23 protein-coding genes and 3 pseudogenes are annotated in these 20,436 nt (G+C 70.7%); 10 read left to right on the top strand and 16 right to left on the bottom strand.

Going from position 1 to position 20,436, the window contains the following annotated elements:
- Positions 1-10: 10 nt before the first annotated feature.
- The 4 genes from ACMATS_RS36585 to ACMATS_RS36570 form a co-directional block, all read right to left on the bottom strand.
- On the bottom strand, positions 11-1,279 hold the full coding sequence (locus tag ACMATS_RS36585) for a sensor histidine kinase (protein WP_414170471.1): 1,269 nt from the start codon (positions 1,277-1,279) through the stop codon (positions 11-13).
- Between the two features lie 8 nt (positions 1,280-1,287).
- Positions 1,288-1,965: a winged helix-turn-helix domain-containing protein gene (locus ACMATS_RS36580; protein ID WP_391153565.1), complete on the bottom strand. Its 678-nt coding sequence runs from the start codon at positions 1,963-1,965 to the stop codon at positions 1,288-1,290.
- A 131-nt stretch (positions 1,966-2,096) separates the two neighbouring features.
- Complete coding sequence (locus ACMATS_RS36575; RefSeq protein ID WP_414170470.1) at positions 2,097-2,363, bottom strand: hypothetical protein; 267 nt, start codon at positions 2,361-2,363, stop codon at positions 2,097-2,099.
- Positions 2,364-2,498: 135 nt separating this feature from the next.
- A complete protein-coding gene (locus ACMATS_RS36570) occupies positions 2,499-3,158 on the bottom strand; it encodes an NADPH-dependent F420 reductase (RefSeq protein ID WP_414170469.1) in 660 nt (219 codons plus the stop codon).
- Between the two features lie 75 nt (positions 3,159-3,233).
- Between ACMATS_RS36570 and ACMATS_RS36565 the strand changes: the two genes are divergently transcribed.
- A complete protein-coding gene (locus tag ACMATS_RS36565) occupies positions 3,234-3,584 on the top strand; it encodes a winged helix-turn-helix transcriptional regulator (RefSeq protein WP_391153562.1) in 351 nt (116 codons plus the stop codon).
- 315 nt (positions 3,585-3,899) lie between these two features.
- Here the strand turns inward: ACMATS_RS36565 and ACMATS_RS36560 are convergent, their stop codons facing one another.
- Positions 3,900-5,039, bottom strand: coding sequence for a serine hydrolase domain-containing protein (locus ACMATS_RS36560; protein ID WP_414170468.1), 1,140 nt, complete (start codon positions 5,037-5,039; stop codon positions 3,900-3,902).
- Between the two features lie 30 nt (positions 5,040-5,069).
- On the bottom strand, positions 5,070-5,279 hold the full coding sequence (locus tag ACMATS_RS36555) for a hypothetical protein (RefSeq protein ID WP_414170467.1): 210 nt from the start codon (positions 5,277-5,279) through the stop codon (positions 5,070-5,072).
- A gap of 274 nt (positions 5,280-5,553) precedes the next feature.
- On the opposite strand from ACMATS_RS36555, the gene ACMATS_RS36550 reads away from it, so the two are divergent.
- Positions 5,554-6,099, top strand: coding sequence for a hypothetical protein (locus tag ACMATS_RS36550; RefSeq protein WP_414170466.1), 546 nt, complete (start codon positions 5,554-5,556; stop codon positions 6,097-6,099).
- 47 nt (positions 6,100-6,146) lie between these two features.
- On the opposite strand, the pseudogene ACMATS_RS36545 reads toward ACMATS_RS36550, so the two are convergent.
- A pseudogene (locus tag ACMATS_RS36545) lies at positions 6,147-6,311 on the bottom strand (IS5/IS1182 family transposase); the annotation flags it as partial.
- A gap of 2 nt (positions 6,312-6,313) precedes the next feature.
- On the opposite strand from ACMATS_RS36545, the pseudogene ACMATS_RS36540 reads away from it, so the two are divergent.
- Positions 6,314-6,580 (top strand): annotated as a pseudogene (locus tag ACMATS_RS36540) (transposase); the annotation flags it as partial.
- A 225-nt stretch (positions 6,581-6,805) separates the two neighbouring features.
- Here ACMATS_RS36540 and ACMATS_RS36535 read toward each other — a convergent pair.
- Positions 6,806-7,618, bottom strand: coding sequence for a S1 family peptidase (locus ACMATS_RS36535; protein ID WP_171082593.1), 813 nt, complete (start codon positions 7,616-7,618; stop codon positions 6,806-6,808).
- A gap of 205 nt (positions 7,619-7,823) precedes the next feature.
- On the opposite strand from ACMATS_RS36535, the gene ACMATS_RS36530 reads away from it, so the two are divergent.
- The 3 genes and pseudogenes from ACMATS_RS36530 (at position 7,824) to ACMATS_RS36520 (ending at position 10,078) form a co-directional block, all read left to right on the top strand.
- A complete protein-coding gene (locus tag ACMATS_RS36530) occupies positions 7,824-8,765 on the top strand; it encodes a hypothetical protein (RefSeq protein ID WP_414170465.1) in 942 nt (313 codons plus the stop codon).
- A 159-nt stretch (positions 8,766-8,924) separates the two neighbouring features.
- Positions 8,925-9,425, top strand: a pseudogene (locus ACMATS_RS36525) (serine hydrolase domain-containing protein); the annotation flags it as partial.
- Between the two features lie 50 nt (positions 9,426-9,475).
- A complete protein-coding gene (locus ACMATS_RS36520; protein ID WP_414170878.1) occupies positions 9,476-10,078 on the top strand; it encodes a serine hydrolase in 603 nt (200 codons plus the stop codon).
- 89 nt (positions 10,079-10,167) lie between these two features.
- Here the strand turns inward: ACMATS_RS36520 and ACMATS_RS36515 are convergent, their stop codons facing one another.
- Positions 10,168-12,354: an MMPL family transporter gene (locus tag ACMATS_RS36515; protein WP_414170464.1), complete on the bottom strand. Its 2,187-nt coding sequence runs from the start codon at positions 12,352-12,354 to the stop codon at positions 10,168-10,170.
- A 240-nt stretch (positions 12,355-12,594) separates the two neighbouring features.
- On the opposite strand from ACMATS_RS36515, the gene ACMATS_RS36510 reads away from it, so the two are divergent.
- Positions 12,595-13,842: a cytochrome P450 gene (locus ACMATS_RS36510; RefSeq protein ID WP_414170463.1), complete on the top strand. Its 1,248-nt coding sequence runs from the start codon at positions 12,595-12,597 to the stop codon at positions 13,840-13,842.
- 43 nt (positions 13,843-13,885) lie between these two features.
- Here the strand turns inward: ACMATS_RS36510 and ACMATS_RS36505 are convergent, their stop codons facing one another.
- The 3 genes from ACMATS_RS36505 to ACMATS_RS36495 all read right to left on the bottom strand — a co-directional run bounded on the left by ACMATS_RS36505 (position 13,886) and on the right by ACMATS_RS36495 (position 14,629).
- Positions 13,886-14,047 carry a nuclear transport factor 2 family protein gene (locus ACMATS_RS36505; protein WP_414170461.1) on the bottom strand — a complete coding sequence of 54 codons (162 nt, stop codon included), beginning with the start codon at positions 14,045-14,047 and terminating at the stop codon, positions 13,886-13,888.
- 63 nt (positions 14,048-14,110) lie between these two features.
- Positions 14,111-14,362: a hypothetical protein gene (locus ACMATS_RS36500; protein WP_414170460.1), complete on the bottom strand. Its 252-nt coding sequence runs from the start codon at positions 14,360-14,362 to the stop codon at positions 14,111-14,113.
- Between the two features lie 111 nt (positions 14,363-14,473).
- The gene (locus tag ACMATS_RS36495) at positions 14,474-14,629 is read right to left on the bottom strand and encodes a hypothetical protein (protein WP_414170459.1); all 156 of its coding nucleotides are present in this window, start codon (positions 14,627-14,629) and stop codon (positions 14,474-14,476) included.
- Between ACMATS_RS36495 and ACMATS_RS36490 the strand changes: the two genes are divergently transcribed.
- Positions 14,615-14,782 (top strand): hypothetical protein, encoded by a 168-nt coding sequence (locus tag ACMATS_RS36490; protein ID WP_414170458.1) that lies wholly within the window; start codon positions 14,615-14,617, stop codon positions 14,780-14,782. The genes ACMATS_RS36495 and ACMATS_RS36490 overlap by 15 nt on opposite strands.
- An 11-nt stretch (positions 14,783-14,793) precedes the next feature.
- Here ACMATS_RS36490 and ACMATS_RS36485 read toward each other — a convergent pair whose 3' ends face one another.
- The 4 genes from ACMATS_RS36485 to ACMATS_RS36470 all read right to left on the bottom strand — a co-directional run bounded on the left by ACMATS_RS36485 (position 14,794) and on the right by ACMATS_RS36470 (position 18,077).
- Positions 14,794-15,777, bottom strand: a complete 984-nt coding sequence (locus ACMATS_RS36485; protein ID WP_414170457.1) for an NAD-dependent epimerase/dehydratase family protein — start codon at positions 15,775-15,777, stop codon at positions 14,794-14,796.
- Between the two features lie 24 nt (positions 15,778-15,801).
- Positions 15,802-16,503, bottom strand: a complete 702-nt coding sequence (locus ACMATS_RS36480) for an esterase/lipase family protein (protein WP_391153536.1) — start codon at positions 16,501-16,503, stop codon at positions 15,802-15,804.
- A 55-nt stretch (positions 16,504-16,558) separates the two neighbouring features.
- The gene (locus ACMATS_RS36475) at positions 16,559-17,032 is read right to left on the bottom strand and encodes a hypothetical protein (RefSeq protein WP_414170455.1); all 474 of its coding nucleotides are present in this window, start codon (positions 17,030-17,032) and stop codon (positions 16,559-16,561) included.
- A 73-nt stretch (positions 17,033-17,105) separates the two neighbouring features.
- Positions 17,106-18,077, bottom strand: a complete 972-nt coding sequence (locus ACMATS_RS36470; protein ID WP_414170453.1) for an SDR family NAD(P)-dependent oxidoreductase — start codon at positions 18,075-18,077, stop codon at positions 17,106-17,108.
- A gap of 65 nt (positions 18,078-18,142) precedes the next feature.
- Between ACMATS_RS36470 and ACMATS_RS36465 the strand changes: the two genes are divergently transcribed.
- Positions 18,143-18,577 carry a MerR family transcriptional regulator gene (locus ACMATS_RS36465; RefSeq protein WP_414170452.1) on the top strand — a complete coding sequence of 145 codons (435 nt, stop codon included), beginning with the start codon at positions 18,143-18,145 and terminating at the stop codon, positions 18,575-18,577.
- 433 nt (positions 18,578-19,010) lie between these two features.
- A complete protein-coding gene (locus tag ACMATS_RS36460) occupies positions 19,011-20,297 on the top strand; it encodes a vanadium-dependent haloperoxidase (protein WP_414170451.1) in 1,287 nt (428 codons plus the stop codon).
- The last annotated feature ends 139 nt before the right edge of the window (positions 20,298-20,436 follow it).

Genomic DNA, 20,436 nt, shown 5'->3' with positions numbered 1-20,436 from the left:
GCGACCGTGGTCACCCGGCGGTGTGCTCCTCCTCGTGCGGCGGCAGCCGCAGTTCGGCGAGCAGGCCGCCGCCGGGGGCGTCCGAGAGCCGGGCGGTGCCGCCGTGCAGTTCTGCGACCCAGCGGACGATGGCCAGGCCCGTGCCGGTGCCGGACCCGCTGCCGACGCCGCGGCGGAAGACCGTGTCGCGGTCCCGGGGCGGCACGCCCGGTCCGTGGTCGCGGACGGCGACCAGCCCCTGCGTGACGGTCACTTCGACGCGGGGCTCTGCGCCGCCGTGGCGCAGGGCGTTCTCGACGAGGTTGCGCACGGCCTGGGCCAGCAGTTCCGGGTCGCCGCGCACGACCGCCGGTTCGGTGCGGAGGGTGACTCCCGTGCGGTCGGGCAGCTCTTCGACGGTCAGCTCGGTCACCTGGTCCAGCCGCAGCGGGGTGAGCTCGACGTCCTGGATGCCGGCCTCCACCCGTGCCCGGGCCAGCAGTCCGGTCACGAGCCGGCTCAGCCGGTCGACCAGGCCGAGTGCCGTGCCCAGGGCGGCCGGTGCGCGGTCCGGGGCGGTGGTGCCCTGCTCCACCACCAGGCGCAGTGTGGCCAGCGGGGTGCGCAGTTCGTGGGCGGCCTCGGCGAGGAACTGCTCCTGCCGGTCCAGCCCTTGCAGGGCGGGCCGCATCGCGCGCCGGGAAAGCAGGTGCCCGGCCGTCGCCGCGACGGCGACCAGGGCGGCGCAGCCCAGCGCGAGCCGCTGCACGAGTTCATCGTGGGCCTGCTCCTGCCGGGTGGGGTCCAGGCCGACGAGGACGGCGGCGTCGATGCGTTCGTCCCAGACCGGGGAGGCCGCCCAGCGCAGGCGCCGGCCGTCGTCTGCCGGTGCGGTGAAGCGGATGACGGTCTCCTGGTCCGTCAGCAGCCGCTGCCAGATCCTGCCGAGTTCGGCCCGGTCGGGCAGTGCCGTCCTGTCTCCTGCCGCCACGCGGGCGTCGGGGGTCCGTCCTGTTCCCGGCCGGAGAACGGCCACCGATTCGACGCCTTCGGTGAGTTCGTCCTCGCGCAGCGGCTCCAGGTGTACGGTCCCGCCGCTGGACCAGACCGCGCGGGAGAGGCCGATCGCGCGGACGCCGGCCTCGTGGTCCAGGGCGGCTCTGCGGGAGTTCCCATCGAGCCGGGCGGCGAACGTGGCGAGGGCCACCAGGCACACGGCGGTCGTCGCGGCGAACAGCAGGGTCGTCACCCAGCGGCTGCGGTGCAGGCGCGCCACGGCGCGGGGTCCCTTGTGCGTCACCAGCCGCATCAGCTGTCCGACGTCGTCGGGTCCGCGAGCCGGTAGCCGGCGCCGCGGACGGTCTCTATCAGCCCGGGTTCGCCGAGGCGGCGGCGCAGCTGGCCGATGAGGACGTCCACGACGTTGGACATCGGCTCGCTCGATTCGTCCCAGCAGCGCTCGATGAGCTCGGTGCGGGTCACCACCTCGCCGGCGCGCAGCATCAGCACCTCCAGGACCGCGAGCTCCTTGGCGGTGAGGCTCAGCAGCGTTCCGGCCCGGCGTACCCGGCGCCGCGGGAGGTCGAGTTCCAGGTCCGCCGTCCGCAGCAGCGGCGGGCGGCTGGGCTGGCCGCGCCGGCACAGGGTCCGGACGCGGGCGACGAGTTCGGCGAAGGCGAAGGGTTTGACGAGGTAGTCGTCGGCCCCGTGCTCGAAGCCCGCGACCCGGTCGCCGATCGAGTCCAGGGCCGTGAGCAGCAGCACGGGCAGGACGGATCCCTGTGCGCGCAGGGCGCCGAGGAGCGCCAGGGCATCGCCGTCGGGCACCATGCGGTCGGCGACCACGCAGTCGTAGGTGTTGACGGCGAGTTTGAGGTCGGCGTCGGCGAGTGTGGGGGCGAGGTCCGCGGCGAAGCCGGCGTCCCGCAGCCCGGTGGTGAGGACGGGGCCCAGCTCGGGGTCGTCCTCAAGGATCAGTACGCGCATGAGGGGAAACCCTAAGAGGTCGCGCAGAGAGGCGGTGATGAGGCACTCCGCCGGAATTCTCCGCCGGCGCTCCCTGGTTCGCCAGACCTGCTTGTGTTCTGCACCGTTCAGCCGGGCTGGGGGCCTGGAGGTCAGTTGACGGTGCGGCCGAGGTAGCCGACGAGGTGACCGAGGGCGGACGCGTCGTGGGGGACGGGCTGGGGTGGGGCGAAGGAGCCGCCCAGTGTCCGCGGCAGGCTGCCGTAGATCCCCCGTACTACGGGGAGGGCCGATTTGGCGAGGTCCGGGACGAGGTCACGCGGGTGTCCGATGGCCGTGGCCCGCACTGGACGATCCAGCAACAACACCAGGAACTCGGCACGGATCAGGCCGATGATGGACGCGGGCACGACGGGCACAGACGTTCTCCCAGGATCGCAGAGCGTAAGCAACTCCATGGTCAGCAGGAGCCTGCCCGTCGTGCCGCCAATCCGACGCGTTCATGACCTACTGGCGGACGCTCCAAGAACTCCCAACACAATGCCCGGTATGTCTCACACGCTCTCAGCGCTTGGGCCTGTCGCAAATGCCAACGGCGGCGCGATCGCCCGTACGTCCACCTGCTCCGCCACCCACAGTCCGATGAACAGCGCGGCGGTCGCCTCCAGCAGTCCGGCGCGTTCCAGCCCGCCTGCGGCCACCGGCTCGCAGCCCACATCCCGCACCAGCTCGTACACCCTTGTGAGCGCGGCCTCGTCGTCCCCGCAGACCGGAACTGCGAGGGGCCGGCCGTCGAAGACCGGCGGGGTCATCCGCCACACGTCCTCGTGACAGAGGTTGAACGCCTTGACGACCCGCGCACCCGGTGCCGCCGCGGCAAGTCGGGCCGCCGACGAGGGGCCGCCTTCCGTCAGCAGCCGGAAGCCGGGTCCGACCGGATTGGCACAGTCGAGCAGGACTTTCCCGCTCAGCGCCGCGTGGAGCTCCTTGACGACGTCCGCCCCCGCGCCGTACGGCAGCGCGGCCAGCACCACCTCGCCGAAGCGCGCCGCCGCGTGCAGACTCCCGTGCCCCGCACCGCCCCGGATGTGTGTCGCAAGCCGTTGGGCCTTGCGCTCGTCCCGGCCGCCGACGAACACCTCATGCCCGGCCCGCACCCAGTGCGTGGCCAGCGCATCCGCCATGTTCCCCGTCCCCAGCACACCGATCTTCATCGATCCACCCTCTCCGCGCCTGCTTCAACCGCTTCCGGGACGACAATAGGAAACCCGTCAGGCACCATTTGGTACGTGACGACCAACGCCTACCTCGCCGATTGCCGAGCCCGCCTCGCCTTCGACCTTCTCTCCAACACCTGGAACGCCGTACTGATCTGGGTCCTGCGGGACGGTCCCGGGCGCCCTGGCGAACTCCGCGAGCGCATCGGCGGCATCAGCCCCAAGGTCCTGACCGAGACGCTGCGGCGGCTGGAGTTCAACGGTCTGGTGGAACGACACGTCTTTGCCGAGGCTCCGCCCCGTGTCGAGTACGAACTCACCGCTCTGGGAAGGACATTGCTCGGCCCGATCGACGCATTCGGCGCCTGGGCCTTCGAGCACGGCGACGAGGTCATGGCTGCCCAGGACCGAAACAGCAGGTGAGTTTCAGACCGCGACCCACGCTCCGGCACGTCTTCATCGCGATGAGTTCAAGCGCCGCCGGCAGATCAGCGCACATCCCGGAGCGAGGAAGGCTTCGTGGATGTCGTCGCGGATCTCCCAGCAGATCCGCAGCGGCGGAACCAGTGCAGCTGTGCGAAGGCGCGCTCCACGACCCGGCGTTGGGCGCCCGACATCCCACGGCTTCGGCCGAGCCACACCACACCCCCGGATCAGCAGTACCGCAGCGGTCCACCCCACCCTGGTGATCATTTCGTTAGGAGTTCCCAGCCGCGCCGCCCGACCCTCCGGCCGCCCTCAGTCCAGGCAGGACCGGATCTCGTCCGCCAGCCGCCGTGCCGCGGTGTCGGCCGTGCCGGCGACGAGACGGGTACGGGTGAGGGCGAAGGCCAGGCCGCGTTCGCGGTCGGCGAAGGCGATGCTGCCGCCGCTGCCGTGGTGGCCGAAGGCGGTCGGCCGGTTGCCCATGGCGGGCAGGCCCAGGAAGTAGCCGAGGCCCTTGGCGTACGTGCCGAGGAGCATGGCGTCCCTGCCGTCGACGGCCACGCTCGTGGCGAGCTCCACGCGTTCCCGGGTGACCAGCCGCACACCGTCGACCTCGCCCAGCAGCGCGGCGTACATGCGCGCGGCTGCGCGCGCGGTCGTGGTGCCGCATGCGGGCAGGTCCGCGCGCAGGTAGTCGTGGCGGTTGGCCAGTTCGTCGGTGGTCCACACGCTCCGGTTCGGCACGACCAGCCGGCGGAAGGGGGCGGACGGCGGGATGGTCTCCAGCCACGCGGCCCAGTTGCCCTCGACGAGCGGTGCCGTGCGGGCCAGTTCGCTCTCGGGCAGGCCGAAGCGGAGCTCGTCGGCGACGCCGAGCGGCTCTGCGACGTACGTCCGCAGGGCCTCGGACGGAGTCAGGCCGGTGATCCGGCGTACGGTCTCGCCGACGATCCAGCCGAACGTCCAGCCGTGGTAGCCGCTGCGCGAGCCGGGCTCCCACAGCGGCTGCTGTTCCGCGACGGTCGCGCACATGGCGTCCCAGTCGCAGAGCTCGGCCGGTGTGATGCCGGGCGGGAGCTGGGGCACGCCGACGGAGTGGGTGAGCGCGTGGCGTACGGTGGCCCGCTGTTTGCCGTGGGCGCCGAACTCGGGCCAGTAGTGGGCGATGGGGGTGTCGTAGTCGATCAGCCCGCGCTCGGCGAGCACGTGTACGAGGGTTGCCGTGAAGCCCTTGCCGGTGGAGAAGCTGTGGATCAGTGTGCCGGGGCCGAGCGGGCGTCCGTCGGGCGGTGCGGATGCATCGGCGGTGCCGGCGAAGGCGTCGACGACCGGCTCGCCATTCACATAGGCCGCCACCTGGAGGCCGCTCTCCTCGCCGGATTCCACGAGCCGTTCGAGGATCGCACCGACCCGGGCCTGTACGTCTGGGCTCCCCCTGCGATTCGCCTGCACCCGTGCATCATGGCACCGCGACGGGCCGGGTCACATCGGACCGGCCGATCGCCAGGGGAAGGGGACCGGATCGGGCTCGACCCAGCCGGCCCGGGCTGCGTCGCCGGCCAGCGTCTGCGGCCGGTAGAAGCGGCCGAGCAGTGTCGTGTCGAGCAGCTGCGGGTGCCGCGCGGCGAACGTCTCGAAGTCCTCCTCGTCGGCCACGTGGTGTCCCACCAGCTCGACCCAGGCCCGGCTCATCGTCGCATGGAACTTCTCCGGTGCTCCCGCGGCGGTGGCGGTGCGCCGGATGCCGTCGCTGACCAGGGCGTGTCCGATGGGTCGGACAGCTGGTTCTCGGTACCTCGCGGGACGCCGGGCCTGATGTGGGTGCTTGGTGTGTGGTGCGCGCCCTGGGAGGCGCCTGTGCGCTGCCGCACGGGCATATCAGTAGTGGGCTCTGCGGGCGGACCATGGCCGGTATTCGACGGGGCCATCGGGCCCCGCACCGAGTTGAAAGGGGTCTGCCATGCGTGTGTTGAAGACCAGGAGAACCACGCCTGCCTCAGCAGCCGCGGCACTGCTGCTCGCTGCCGGCTTCCCTCTGGCGGGACCGGCAACCACCGCCCACGCCGTGGTCGTCGACGTGGCCTGCAAGGGCACAGAGCAAGTAACCTACACCCCCGGCCTGACGCTGAAGTCCCAGACCGTGCATTACTCCGGGGAGGACCTGATCAGCCCGTGTACCTCCACGGATCCCACACTGACCGGCGTGCAGCCGCTCATATTCACCGGCGACTTCGTCGCGTCCTGCTTCACGCCGCCCGACAGTGAAACGCACAACCGTACGGTCCACTGGAACAACGGCAAGACCAGCACGGTCACCGCTGAGAGCAGTACGACCTCGGTCGGCGGTGTGCTCGTCTTCACCGTTGCAGGCAAGGTGACCGCAGGGGAGTTCCTGGGAGACTTCTACGAGAAGGTCATCACCGACGCCCAGCCGAGGATGCAGCAGTGTCTCCAGCCCGGCGGGCTGACCCACCAGACCGGTCTCATCACTGTGACGGTCCATAAGCCGTAGCCACGGGCGCGGACATCGCGCCATGAGAGACAGCGCGACGTTCGCCATCAGCGCAGCCACAGCCGGATCGATGTCAGGGCCACCGTGCCGTGGTAGACGTACGCTCTCTTGTCGTACCTGGTCGCCACGGCACGGGCTCCCTTCATCGCGTTACGGCAAGACCGTGCGCGGCGCCCGCCGCGCCGACGGTACCCATGTCCACCTCCTCGCCGCTATGACCGGAACCGGCCTGGTCACCGCCCAGCGCGAGGTAGACGGCAAGACCAACGAAATCACCGTCTTCCGGCCGCTGCTCGCCGGGCTCAACCTGGTAGACACCGTGGTCACCTTCGACGCCTTGCACTCCCAAACCGCACACGCGCGCTTCCTGGTGGAAGACAAGAAGGCCCATCACATCGCCGTGGTCAAGGGGAACCAACCGCACCTGTACCAGCATCTGAAGAAGCTGCCCTGGCGGGACGTCCCGCTACTGGACAAGACGCGCGCCACCGCACACGGCCGCGACGAGATCCGCCGCGTCAAGACCGCCACCGTCGCCCGTGGCCTCGCCTTCCCCTACGCCACCCAAGCCGTGCAGATCGTGCGCCGCCGCCGGCCTGCGCAAGCACGGCCGAGACACCACCCGAACACTGGCCACCCTCGGCATCACGTGATCAAACCGGACCGATCCCCTGAACGGCGCCGCCCTGGGGGCGGCGCCGTTGCGTCAGTTGTCGATCTGACGCCGGATGTCGTCGGCGTACTTGGCCACGCGCACCAGGACGCCGGGCAGTTTCACCGGGGTGCACGGTTCCCGGCCGAAGGAGACGATGCCGGCCAGCCTGCCATTGATCACCAGGGGGCCGCCACTGTCGCCCTTGCACTGCCGGGTGGTCGGCGAACCGGCACAGACCATGGTCTCCGGATCGAAATCGGGATACTCCACATCACACAGATGGTCCTCGCTCACCGCCACCCTGCCCCGCTGGAGGTGGGTGATGCGCGGGGCGTGGTCGCCGGTGAGCCCCCAGCCGAGTAGGGTGCCCGGGGTGCCCGCCCGGTACAGGTCGTCGTCGGATGTGCCGACCGGGAGGACGGGAGCACCGGCGTCCTCGGTAAGGGTCAGCACGGCGACATCATTGCCGTTCCACACGTCGTAGTACCCGGGGTGGATCCACACGGCGCTGACGTCGAGCACCCGACCGCTGGCGTGGTCGGCCAGGTCGCCACGGCCGAGGACGGCCTTCAGTTCCCCTGGTTTCAAGCCCTTGGCGCAGTGCGCGGCCGTGACCACCTTGCGCGGGGCGACCAGGGTTCCGCCGCAGAACATGCCCGAGTACTGGTCCCCGATGGACGGCGCGTAGGAGACCGCCACCATCCACGGGAAGTCCCGGATTTCGGCGTCAGAGCCACCGATGACGGAGGAGGTGGGGGGAGCGGGGGCCGCGCCAGCGGGTGTGATGAGGGCAATGGTCAAGGCCAGGGCGGCCGCGGCCGGTGCCGCCCACCGCCACCGGCGCCAAAGGGAGATGCGTCTCATTCCTTTGCCTCCAGGCAGGAGAAGGGAGGTTGCGGAACGGCGGCCGCCGCGTTCTCGACTCCGAGCGTAGAAGGACCGTTTGGGCGCACGGAAGCGCGGGCTTTCCTGGTTCAGGAGATGCCGCAGCAGACCGAAATCAGGGGATGCCGCAGCACGCCGAACGGTGCCCTTGACAGGTCGGCGCCGACGGCGACAGGTTTGGAACGTGGAGCCAACTTCCCTGCCGGCATCCAGCGATGGCTCGGTGACCTTCGCGGATGCGCTACGGGCCGCGGTCCGGTCGAGCGGCCTGGGCCTGGAACGCATCCGGTACCGACTGGCACTGCGCGGCACCCCCATCAGCGTGGCCACACTCAGTTCCTGGCAGTTGGGCCGCACCCAACCCGAACGACCCTGCTCACTCGTGGCGTTGGGCAACCTGGAGGAGGTACTGCGGCTGCCGACCGGGGCCCTGAGCGGGCTGCTGGGGCGACCCCGCGCGCGTGGCAGGGGCAGCCGGGAGTCCCGGATGCTGCCGATCGGCGCGCTCAAGCCGGGGGCGGAAGGAGTCGCCGCGCTGCTCGCCGGGCTGAACACCAGCGGCGACCCGCACCTGATCCGCATCAGCCAACACGACCGCTATGAGTACGGTGCGGACCGTAGCCAGCTACGGGTGTGGAACAGGCAGGTGATGCGCGCCGACCGGGACGGCCCGGACCGCTGGGTGACCCTCTTCTACGAGGACGAACCGGGCTGCGGACTGCCCCGACCGCGCGGGCTGCGCAACTGCCGGCTTGGGAAAACCGCGGTGGACGAAGAGTCCGGGGTGCTCGCCGCCGAGCTGCTGTTCAGTCATCCGCTGCGCCGCGGGGAGACCTTGATCATGGAGTACGAGATGGTGCACCGGGAGCCCCGGCCGGTCGGCTCCTGGGGCAGCTGCGGCCGCACGCTGCGGATGACCACCCGCGAGTACCTCCTGGAAGCGGCCTTCCACCCCGCCGCCCTGCCCGCCATCTGCGAGGAGTTCACCGAGCCCGCCGACGGACAGCCCGGCACCGTCCGCCGGCTCATCCCTGACAGCACAGGCTGCGTTCACGCGCTCGCCCTGGACACCGGACCGGCCCGCTTCGGCATCCGCTGGACCTGGGACGTTCCGGAGCCCAGCTGACCGCTCCCTCGTCCCCGGGTTCAACGCAAGGGACGGCGGCGGCCCTCGGCCCGGCGCGGATCGGGCACCGCTGCGAGACAGTCCAGCAGACATGGATGTTCCTCGGGCTCGGTAGGCGGGCAGCAGCGCGCTGGCCCAGGCCGGCTGGGCCGGGCGAAGTTGAACGGGCAGACACGGTCACGTCATGGCGATCAGAGACTCGACACCGACGCGGAGGCCGCCCGCACCATCACACCGCGTCAACTCCTCAACCACACCAGCGGGATCGAGGGCGACTACGTCAACGACACGGGCCGCGGCGACGACTGCCTGGCCCGCTACGTCGACGGCACCCGCAACGTCGGCCTCACCGATCCGCCCGGCGCCACGATGTCCTACTCCAGCACCGCGTACAACGTCCTGGGCCGGATCGTCGAGGTGGTCACCGGCCGGACCTGGGACGAGGCGCTCAAGGAGCTGATCTGCGACCCGCTCGGACTCCGGCGGACCATGACGCTTCCCGAGGAGGTCCTGCGCTTCCGCGCTGCGATGGGGCACATGGGCGAACCGGGCGAGGACCCGACACCCACCCCGCTGTGGAACATGCTGCCCCGCTCCGCCGGACCGTACGGCGGCATCAGCGCCACCGCGGCCGACGTGGTCCGCTTCGCCCGGCTGTTCATCGACGGCGGCACCGCGCCCGACGGGACCCGGGGCTCTCCCGTGCGGCCGTGGAGGCGATGCTCACCCGCGAGGTCGACATGCCCGACCAGTGGTTCCTCGGCGCCCGCTGGGGCCTCGGCTGGGGCCTCTTCGAGTGGGACGGCGCCCGCGGCTTCGGCCACGACGGCAGCACCTTCGGCCAACTCGCCTACCTGCGGGCCATTCCGGAGAAGGGCCTCGCCATCGCCCTGCTCACCAACGGCGGAGGCGCCGCACCGAAGGTCCATGAGGCCCTCTGCCGCGAACTGAGCGCCGAACTCGCCGGAGTCACCATGCCCACGTTCGGACCGGCCGACAACCCCCCGGCCGTCGACACGACGCCCTTCACCGGCCGCTACAAGCGTGAGGGCTTCCTCATGACCATCACCGCCCGTGCCGAAGGCGAAGGCGAAGGCGTGCTGGACCTGCGCCACGAAGGCGTCGAAGGCCTCGCCGGCACCTTCGACCCGCTCGTCTGGCACCTCACCCCCGTCTCCGACACCCCCGCCAAGACCGTCTTCGCCGGCCGCCGCAACGACAAGGACGCCTGGATCCCCATCGTCTTCTACGCCCTCCTCGACGGCACCCGCTACGTCCACTTCGGCGTCCGCGCCACCGCCAAGTCCGCCTGACCCCACCACGACCGCGGGAGCAGTCGACCCGTCAGCTGGTCTCGGTTCCGGTCTCGTCCAAGGCCGAGACCGAGACCGACGCGGGCGAGTCAGCCACTCGGTTGCCGTCCCTCCTGGACGAGGTGCCGCAGGTGGCGGCGGCCGAGTGGCGCGGGAAGCCACCAATTCGCTCTGCCGAGCAGGTGCATGGCGGCCGGCACCAGCAGCAGGCGCATGAGTGTGGCGTCGATGAGCACGCTGGCCCCCAGACCGAGGGCGATCATTTCGATGACGACGTCGGTGCTGAGGAGGAAGGCGAGGAATACGGCAGTCATGGTGGCTGCTGCGCTGGTGATGATGCGGGCGGTGGCCGTGAGGCCGGTGGTGATGCTCTGCCGGTTGTCTCCGGTCTGTAGCCAGGCCTCGCGGATGCGGGTGATGAGGAAGATCTCGTAGTCCATGGACAGGCCGAAGACGATGGCCAGCATCAGGACCGGTACGTACGGCTCGACGGGGACGGGTGCGGACACGTCGAAGAAGCCGCTTCCCCAGCCCCTCTGGAAGACGGCGACGACGACGGACAGGGCTGCACCGACGGACAGCAGGTTGAGGAGTGCGGCCTTGGCAGCGACGAGCAGGCCGCGGAACGTGGCGAGCAGCAGCAGGAAGGCGGTGGCGGTGACGAAGGCGGCCATCGCGGGGAGGCTGCTCACGAGGTCGTCCGCGAAGGCGAGCCGGGCCGCGGTGAGGCCGGTCACGAAACCGTGGGTACCGGTGCCGGCCAGGGCCTTGGGCAGGGTGGTGTGTTCAAGGGTGCGGAGCAGGCCGTCGGTCCTCTCGTCCTGCGGGCCGGTTTCCGGGGTGACGGTTGTGGTCAGCAGCGCGTGATCCGCGCTGGGAACCGGGGTGCCGACCGCGGCGACGCCGGGGGTTCCGGCCAGAGCCGCGGTGAGGGTGTCGGACAGTCCGTTGCGTCGGGCGCTGCTCGTCGCACGTACTGGGTCGAGTTCGACGACGACGGTGAACTGGCCGTTGGCACCGGGCCCGAAGCCCTGGGAGACGCGCTCGTACGCGCGGTGCTCGGTGTAACGGCCGGGCAGCGAACCGGCGTCGATGTGGCCCAAGTGCACAGAGGTGAGCGGGATGCTGACTGCGCCCAGCACCATGACGCCTGCGGCAAGGGACGTACCCGGGTACCGGCCCAGGACGCGGGACCAGCGATACCAGACGTCCCGAGTACCGGCGGCCTCGTCGACGGGCCGGCCGAGGCTCAGCCGGTCGATGGCGCGGCCGAACAGCCCGAGGAGGGCCGGTGCGAGGCTGAGGGCGGCGAAGGCGGTGATCAGTACGGTCGTTTCAGCGGCAACGGCGAGGCTTGCGATGAAGCCGATGCCGCAGAGGTGGAGACCGTTCAGCGCGAGGATCACTGCTGCGGCTGCCATGACGACGGCGTGACCGCTGGTCGCCATGGCCCGGCCGGCGGCTTCGGCCGGGTCGTCCACGTGCTGCAGCAGGCGCCGGTGCCGGGTGGCCAGGAAGAGCGTGTAGTCCAACCCGGCGCCGAGGCCCATCATGGCGGCCACGGTCGGGGACGCCGTGGCGAACGTGAACACGTGGGACAGGAGATGGAGCACGCACAGTCCGAGAGGCAGCGCGACGAGCGTGGTGAGCAAGGGAATCACGGCAGCTGCGAGGCTGCGAAAGGTCGTGATCAGCACCGCCAGCGCGGTGCCGAGACCGATCAGCTCCGACAGCACGTCCGACCCTGCCGGGCGCGCCAGTTCTCCGAGCGGGCTGCCGTAGTCGACGGTGATGCCCTGCGCGCGCAGGTCACGGACCGCGTCGTCGCACCGCGCGAGATAGGACCTGCCGAACCTGCTCGGGAAATCGTCGAACCAGACCGTGAAGTACCCCGTCGACCCGTCCCGCGAGAGCGCGCCCGTAGCGGTGAACGGGCCGACTGCGGAGGCGACATGAGGAAGGTGCGACAGGCGGACTCCGGCGGCGGTGACGTCGCGTTGATGTGCTGCCAGCCCACCCGTCCCTGCGTGGAGGACGATCTGCGAGCTGACACCTCGAACGGCATCGCCGCCGTGCGTGGCGATCAGGTCGGCACCGCGTTGGACAGAGGTCCCCGGCAGGGAGTAGTCGTCCTTGAACGTCCCGCCCCAGAACCGGTCGAGCAGGAGCAGGGCGGCGAGGACGAGCACCCATGCGGCGATGACCCTTTTCGGATGCCGGGCGCACGTCCGTCCCCACCTGTACAGCCCGCTGTGTCCGTGGTGCCCCTGATGCATCGCCCCTTCGCCATCAGCCGCAGACCGTGCAGGGGTGGCCCCACCCGGTCCTGTTGCACATGGGGTTCCTCGCACTGCCATGAGGCCACCCCCCGGACCCGTTCCGGGAGTTCCTTCCCCGAGGTGCACACGCCAACGGCGCCAGGGACGGGTATCACCCCAAAGGATTAGCCGCCCGCACCTGGAGCGTCGGCAGCCGTGCCCATGGGTAGCTCTCAGCCCGGCGCGGAGGGGGAATTCATGGGGCTCGGCAGCACGTTGTCCGGCCGTCTGCTGCGCGCCCGGCTCCGTCGCGCGGTCCGCAGAGGAGGCGACGCAGCACTGCTGGAGCTGGTTCCCGAGCCGCTCACGGATCTCTTCCGGCGCGACGGCCTGGCCCCCCTCGTGCCGCCCCGGGGAAGCCCCTGGGAGGGGGTGACTCCGGCGCCGCTGGGGTTCGGTGTGAACCTGTGGCTGGTCAACAGCCCGGATCTGGTCCGGCATGTCCTCGCCGCCGAGGACACGTTCGGCAACGACCCGGCCCGGCTCCCTTTCATGGGGCAGTTCATGCGCGGTCAGGTGCTGGGCGGCCTGGGCACGTGCGACCCGCCTCTGCACGGCAGGCTGCGGCGCATCCTGGCCCCCGAGTTCACGGCCCGCGGGCTGCGGCACCTCGAGCCACGGATCCGGCGGATCGTGGACGAACAACTCGACCTCATGGCGGGCCGGCCCCAGCCCGTGGATCTCCTGGAGGCCTTCGCCTGGCCCGTGCCGGCCCGCACCATGTGCGAGCTGCTCGGGATTCCGGCCGCGCATCGTACGGACTTCCAGCGGCTGAGCACCCAACGCTTCGACATCATCCCGGGGCTGGATGCCCTGTTCGGCGCCGTCTCGTCCTCCCTGGCCCGCCTGGAACAGCTGATCGCCGACGAGCGCGGCGATCCCGGGAACCGCCTCCTGGGCACCATGGTGACCCGCGGGACCGGCCTGGACGACCGCACGCTCGCAGGCCTGGCCGACGGCGTGCTCACCGGTGGACTGGAGACCACCGCCGGCATGCTGGCACTCGGGGCGCTCGTCCTCCTCCGTGATCCCCGGGCCCGCGAACGTGCCACCGACTCCCGAGCCGTCGACGGCCTGGTGGAGGACTTGCTGCGCCGCCTCTCCGTGGTGCAGGTCTCCTTCCCCCGCTACCCCCTCAGAGCATGCAGGCTGGGTGATCACCGGGTGTCCGAGGGGGACGTGGTGATCTGCTCCCTGCTGCGCGCCAACCACGACACGAGCACCGAGCCGTCGCAGGCACACGCAAGCCGGCACCACCTGGCCTTCGGCCACGGCCCGCACCGCTGCCTGGGCGCGGAACTGGCCCGCATGGAGCTGAGGATCGCCTATCGGCGTCTGGTCGAGCGGTTTCCTCGCATGCGGCTTGCGATCGACGAGCACGAGGTCCCGTTCCACCGGCTGGCGATGGTCTACGGGCTCCAGCGCCTGCCGGTGGTCCTGAGTTGAGCAGACCGGAGAGTGCAGCCCACAATTCACGAGCCGCCGTAACTCACGAGCCGCCGTCGAGGCCGGCGGCAACGGCCGTCAGCCGGCCCAGGCCGTGGGCCACGCCCATGCCGTCCATGTAGTCGCGGACGTGCACGATCCGGCCGTTCCGGACCCGGATCACCAGGAGGCCCGGAAAGGCGAAGGCCCGGCCCGTCGGGGACACCGTCCCGGAGACGACCTGCTCGACGTGACGACCTCGGGGTCGGTGCTCTGGTGCACGGCGACTTCACGGATCTCCCGTGGCCGTACCGGACTTCCGCCGTACCGGACTTCCGCCGCACATGGCCCGATAGCCGGCGCGGACCTCTTCGCGACCCACGTATCGCGCGGGCACTCCGGGGAGGAGGAAAGGGAATTCGTGGACGCCGTCGACCGCGTAGAGGTCGGCCAAGTCGTCCGCCGGCTTGTCGAGTATGGCCTGCCGGTAGCGGACCAGTACCTCACGGGGGCCGAGGCCGGCCGGAGTTGTCCCGGGCATGGCAGTGGAACTCCGTTCGCCCGGCGGCGCAGCCTCGGCTCCCGGCCGGGATCCTCGTGCCTGCCGCCGGGCCGTGGTCGTGTCCCGGCGGGGGACGTTTTCCGGCGACTGTTACCAGGGCACGGTCTGGCCCTGGTAGTCGAGGTACTTCAGGCCCGGTTCGCCGCTGTGGCGCTCGATCGTGTCCACCACGCCCGGGACGGACTGATCGATGGTCAGCGGTGCGTCCGGTCCCCCGAGTTCGGTGCGGACGTGGCCGGGGCACATGAGCAGCAGGGTGTGCGCGGTTCGGCGCCGGAAACGGATGCGAAGCTCGTCGACGGGCGGCTGCTGAGCAGCGAACGGGCCGGGCGGTGCCGGGACGAGTACCGCGCGCTACGGCGCGGCTGGGACGAACTCCTCGCACCGCACACCACCTGACCACCGTCCTCTCAGCGCAGGGCCAGCGCCCGCGCCTCCGCCTCCTCCGTGAGGCCGATGCCGGGCCGGACCACGACTCCGGACGGCAGGGTCTGCACCCACGCCCACGTGTCCCTCACCGTGTCCGCGACCGGGCGGCAGCGCAGGCCCGTTGCCAGGGCCCGCGAGACGTCGGCGCAGTGCATGGCTTCGTGGCCCTCGCTCCCCGGCGGGCACCAGACGGGCAGATCGCTCCAGCCGGAGAGGCCGGCCTCCTCGATCACTTCGGGCCCGGTCCACACCAGTTCCGCGTCCGAGCCGGTCACCTGGACGCAGGCGTCCAGCAGTTCGCCGATCGTGGCGTGTCCCGGCGGGCTCACGAGGTTGAACGGGCCGTGGAGCTCCGCTTCCACGGCGTCGAGGATCCACGTGGCCATGTCGCGGACGTCGACGTACTGCAGCGGTGTCGACCGCGGGCCCGGTGCGAGGACGCGGCCGCCGCGGGCGATCCTGGACAACCACCAGGGCAGGCGGCCGACGTTCTCCCGAGGACCGAGGATCAGGCCTGCGCGGACCAGGAGGCTGTGCTTGTCGCCGAACTCCCGGAGCACGGCAAGCTCCGCGCCACGCTTGTCGGTCGCGTAGTCGACCGACTCCGCGTCCGGGTCGCCGTCCACCACCGGGCCGTCCTCGTCCAGGCCCGCCGGCATGGGCCAGGTGTGGACGGAGCGGGTGGAGACGTAGACGTGGCGGCCGACGCGGCCGGACAGCAGCCGGGCCGCGTCGCGTACGACGCGCGGGGCGGACGTCCAGGTGTCGACGACCACGTCCCACGTGCCGGTGGCCAGTCGGGCGAGCCCGTCCGGTGAGGTGCGGTCGCCGTGCAGGACGTGCACGCCGGGCGGCGCGGGGTGCTGGCCGCGGTGGAAGACGGTCACGTCCCAGCCCCGGTCCCGCGCGACCTCCGCCACCGCGCGGCCTCCGAAGTCGGTGCCGCCGAGCAACAGCAGTTTCACGATTCTCTCCTTCTGTTCCTGTGACTACGGTGTGGCGAGGAAGTCGCGCACACCCTGGGAGACCGTGGGGTCGGTCAGGAAGTCGTTGTGCCGGAGGCAGGCGGCGGTACGGGTGTTGGCGGCGCCGGCGAGTTCGGTGCTCACGGCGGGCGTGATCTGTTCGTCGCACGACGACCACCAGGTCGCGTACCGCGTGGGGCCGGGCGTTTCGGTGCCCTGGTTCAGGTGGCGCAGGACGTAGGAGTCCGGGGTCATGTCCTTGCACCCCTGGTCCCAGAGCGCGCAGAGCCAGGCGATCTGCGTGCCGTGGTTCGGTCCGGCGAGCGAGACCCAGTGGGCGGTCTTCGCGGTGCCGCCGCCGAACTCGAGGTACCAGCGGGACGGCAGACTGCCCAGGCTATGGGCCACGATGTCGGCCTTCGCCGCGTGCGTCTGCGCGAGCACGTCGTCGACGTAGGCGGACAGGCGGGCGGCGAGGACCTCGTTGCTCGATTGCGCGGTGTCGTAACTCCAGCCGAAGAGGCGATCGGTGGGGTATCCGGCGGCCGTGAAATCCGCCTGCATCCGCCCCCAGACGCCGGGGTCGGCGTTGCGCCCGTGAATGAAGATCACGGGATTCGGCTGCGCAGGCGCCTGCGCAGCCGCCTGCGCGGGCGGGGCTGCCGTGGCGAGGGTTAAGAGGGCGTAGAAGGCTGAGACCGTGGCGATTCCGTGGCGTCTGCGCATGCGCGTACAACTCCCCGGACGCTGCCGGTGTTCCGGATCGGCCGCCCCGGCAGGGTCACCGAACCGGACCGCGCTCGTCGACGTACGCGGTCGGCTCCGACAAGAACACGTCCGCGTCCACCGGGCCGTAGGCGATGTTGAAGGTGTCCATCCAGTACGACCAGTCCTGCATCCCGGCCGCGCTGCTGAAACGGTAGTTGAGCTGCCACCGGATCCACTGCCCGGGGACGAGGTGAACGGCCGGGGGCCTGCGCGGCCGCGGCGGGATCGCGCACAGGGGCTCGATGCGGGGCTGGACGCGCAGCCGGCCGTCGGTTTCCCGGAGTTGGACGTTGACCCTGCGCAGGTCCTCCTGACCGTCGCGGGGCGCGAAGCCGTCTCGCTCGTACATGCGCACCACGTGTGCGAGGCAGGGCGCCACGCCGGGGAGCGCGAAGCCGACCGGAGCCGCGTTCCTGTGTGCGGCTTCCTCTCCCCCTCGGGACTTCTTCGTCCAGGACGTGCGTATCCACTGGACGGTGATCTCCACGGCTCTTCTCGCCTCCCTCTGTGATTCCCTCTGTGATCTCGTCTGCATGCTCAACCCTGGACACGGCGCCGGGTCATCTGGCGATGGGGGTGGCACCGGTCGCCGCCACCGACAGGTCCCAGAGTCGTGCGCCCGCGCCGGGGTCGACGGCGTATGCGCGGACGCCGCCGTCGTCCATGGGCCGGTCGGGGGCGGAGACGCGCGCGACGTCGCAGTCTTCGAGGTAGAGCCCGCCGCGGCCGTCGAGGAGCGGGGACGTGGCTGCCCACAGGCCGGTGGCGGCGCCCTGGGAGGGGGTTTTGAAGTCGACGCCGATCACGGTGCCGTGCTCGTCCACCCATCCGCGGTCGATCTGCTCCTGGAGCGTCATCTCCCTCTGCAGACCGGTAATGATCTTGCCCGGGTGGAGGGCGAACGCCCGGACGCCGTCGTTGCGCCCGAGGGCGTCGAGGTGCACGGCGAACAGGGCGTTGGCGGTCTTGGCCTGGCCGTAGGCCAGCCACTTGTCGTAGCCGGTGCGGAAGTGCGGGTCGTGCCAGCGGATGTCGGTCAGGGCGTGTCCGGCGGAACTGTTGACGACCACGCGCGCACCGCCGGCAGCGGCAAGGAGCGGGTAGAGCTCGCAGGCGAGGGTGAAGTGTCCGAGGTGGTTGGCGGCGAACTGGCCTTCCCAGCCGGGTCCGACGCGGCGCTCCGGGGTGGCCATGACGCCCGCTACGGCCATCAGGAGGTCGAGCCGGTCGAGGGAGTCGTTGATCCTTGCGGCGGCGGTGCGCACGCTGCCGGGGTCGGCCAGGTCCATGGGGACGACCTCGCAGCCTGCCACGTCCGCGAGCGCACTGCGGGCGATGTCGGGTCGGCGTGCCGGAACGACGACCCGGGCCCCGGCGGCTGCCAGGTTCCGGGTGGTCTCCAGACCGAGTCCGGAGTAGCCCCCGGTCACAACGGCGGTCGTGCCGGAGAGGTCGAGGCCGGCCATGACGTCCTCGGCGGTGCTGGCGGCGGAGAAGGGCGAGCCGAGCGGCTGCTGTTCGGTGGTGGTCATGGCGTCGACGCTACGATCTAGAGCGAGGTCTAGATCAAGTCGTGGCACGTCGTAGGCTGGGCGGCATGACGACGACCGAGGCGCGTGAAGAGCCGTTGAGCATCGGCGAGGTGGCCGAGCGGACCGGACTCAGCGTGCACGCCCTCCGCTTCTACGAGCGTGAGGGCCTGCTGGTCGGACCGGTCCGGCGCACCTCGGGCGGGCGGCGGCGCTACACCGAACTCGATGTCGACTGGCTGCAGATCTGCGTCAAGCTCCGGGAGTCCGGTATGCCGCTGGCCGACCTCAAGCGGTTCGCCGAGCTGGTGCGGCATGGCCCGGGCAACGAGGCGGAACGCCTGCAGCTCCTCGACGCCCACCGGCAGCGCGTCGATGCACAGATCACAGCGCTGGAGGAGTGCCGTTCCGTCATCGCCTGGAAGGTCGGCGTCTATGCCGAGCACCTGTCCCGCGGCGAGGCAGGAGGGCTCTGGGACCCGACCGCCCGAAGCAATACCTAGGGTGTGTCCAGCGGAACTTTGTGCCCCGCAGTCGAGGTAGTCGCTCCTTCAGGGGAGGACGGTGACCGGTCGGCCTGCTGCGTATGCGACTCCCCCGGCGGCCAGCGGCGGCACCGGCCAGACGGGGGCGCTCCCCCTACGTTTCGACGCGCGAAGCCACGAAACGCAAGCATGTCGACACGGTGTGTGTGCTCCACGAGGTGTCGGACTTCGTACGGCCCGTCCATGAAGAGACGCCATAAAAGGTGCGAATCCACCGAACCGCGCGGTGTCCGCCGTCCGTGGAAATGAACAAGCGCCACTACTGGGCAGACGGAACCGGCTTCACGGTCCAGTCGAACTCCGGAGCAGGCGCCCCGAAGTGGCCCACGCGATCGAAGTGCATGGCCACTGATTGCCCCAACCCACCACCCGTCATAGGGAACCACAGCAAATGAACGGAAAGCACAAGATACTCGCTGCACTGACCGGAACCGCGCTGGCAGCCGGACTCACTGGCACGGCCTTCGGGTCCACCGCCACCGCACCCGCTCACCCCCCGACCCCACACGCCGCCGCCCGGTCCTCCGGGATGTCGGTCGTGGAGTGGAACCGTGAGCTCATCACCGTCCTGGGCGATCCGAAGGCCCAACCGCCCACCGTCCACCCCACGCGCAGCTTCGCGCTCCTTCAGGCCGCCCAGTACGACGCGGTGGTATCGGTCACCCGGGCCGGCCCTCCCTACCTGTTCTCGGTGCCGGCGCCGCAGGACGCCCGTGCAGACGCCGCAGCGGACCAAGCAGCCCACGATGTGCTGGTGGCCCTGTACCCGGCCAAGCGCGCAAGCGTGGACCGACGGCTGAGCAGCCAGTTGGCCACGATTCCCGACGCCCCCGGTAAGCAGGCGGGCTCTCGGGTGGGAGCCGAGGTCGCCCGCCGACTGATCGGCCTGCGATCCCATGACGGGTCCTCGGCCAAGCCACCGCCGTTCAGTACCGGCACCGTGGCCGGCGGCTACCGGCCCACGCCGCCCGACTTCCCCACACCGGTGTTCACCAACTGGGGCTCGGTCAAGCCGTTCGTACTGACCAAGGGAAGCCAGTTCCGCCCGGCGTCACCGCCGGCCGTCAGCACCGCCGAATACGCCACAGCCCTGAATGAGGTCAAGAACCTGGGGAACAAGACCAGCACCACCCGCACCCCCGATCAGACCGCAGCCGGGAAGTTCTGGGCGGCAGCGCCCCTCTGGAACGTCTGGAACCAGATCGCACAGGACCTCGTCACCTCCCAGCACGCAGACCTGGAGAAGGCGGTGAAGGTCTTCGCCCGGCTCGACCTCTCTCTCGCCGACACCACGATCGCGATGTACGACGCCAAGTACACCTACCGCGTATGGCGGCCCGTGACCGCCATACAGCTCGGTGGTACGCACGACAACCCGCGCATCAATAGCGACCCCGGCTGGACCCCTCTGCTGCCGACCGCCCCGGATCCGTCCTACCCCGCCGCCCACGCTGCTCTCAGCCAGGCGGCAGCAACGACGCTCACCGGGTTCTACGGTGCGCAGCACCACCTCACGGTGACGTCGAAGGGCGTCACCCGAACCTTCACCGGCTTCCAGCACGCCGCCACCGAGGCGTGGCTCAGCCGGATATGGTCCGGCCAGCACACCTCCATCGACAACCAGGCAGGCCAGCAACTCGGCACGCGGGTCGCCGACTTCGTCGCGCAACACGTCTGACTGCCGTACCCGTGCAGCGTCAACGCGCCGCACGGCTGTGCCCAAGGGCCAGTTGTACCCGGCATATCGGGTACAACTGGCCCGAACATTGCGCCACGGCCGCTGTTGGCGCATCACCACCGGCGCCGAGTCCGCACCG

It is taken from the genome of Streptoverticillium reticulum (assembly GCF_047456005.1).
Taxonomy (GTDB): domain Bacteria; phylum Actinomycetota; class Actinomycetes; order Streptomycetales; family Streptomycetaceae; genus Streptomyces; species Streptomyces reticulum.
Note: the sequence above shows the minus strand (reverse complement) of the source record. Positions and strands in the feature narration are given on the sequence as shown.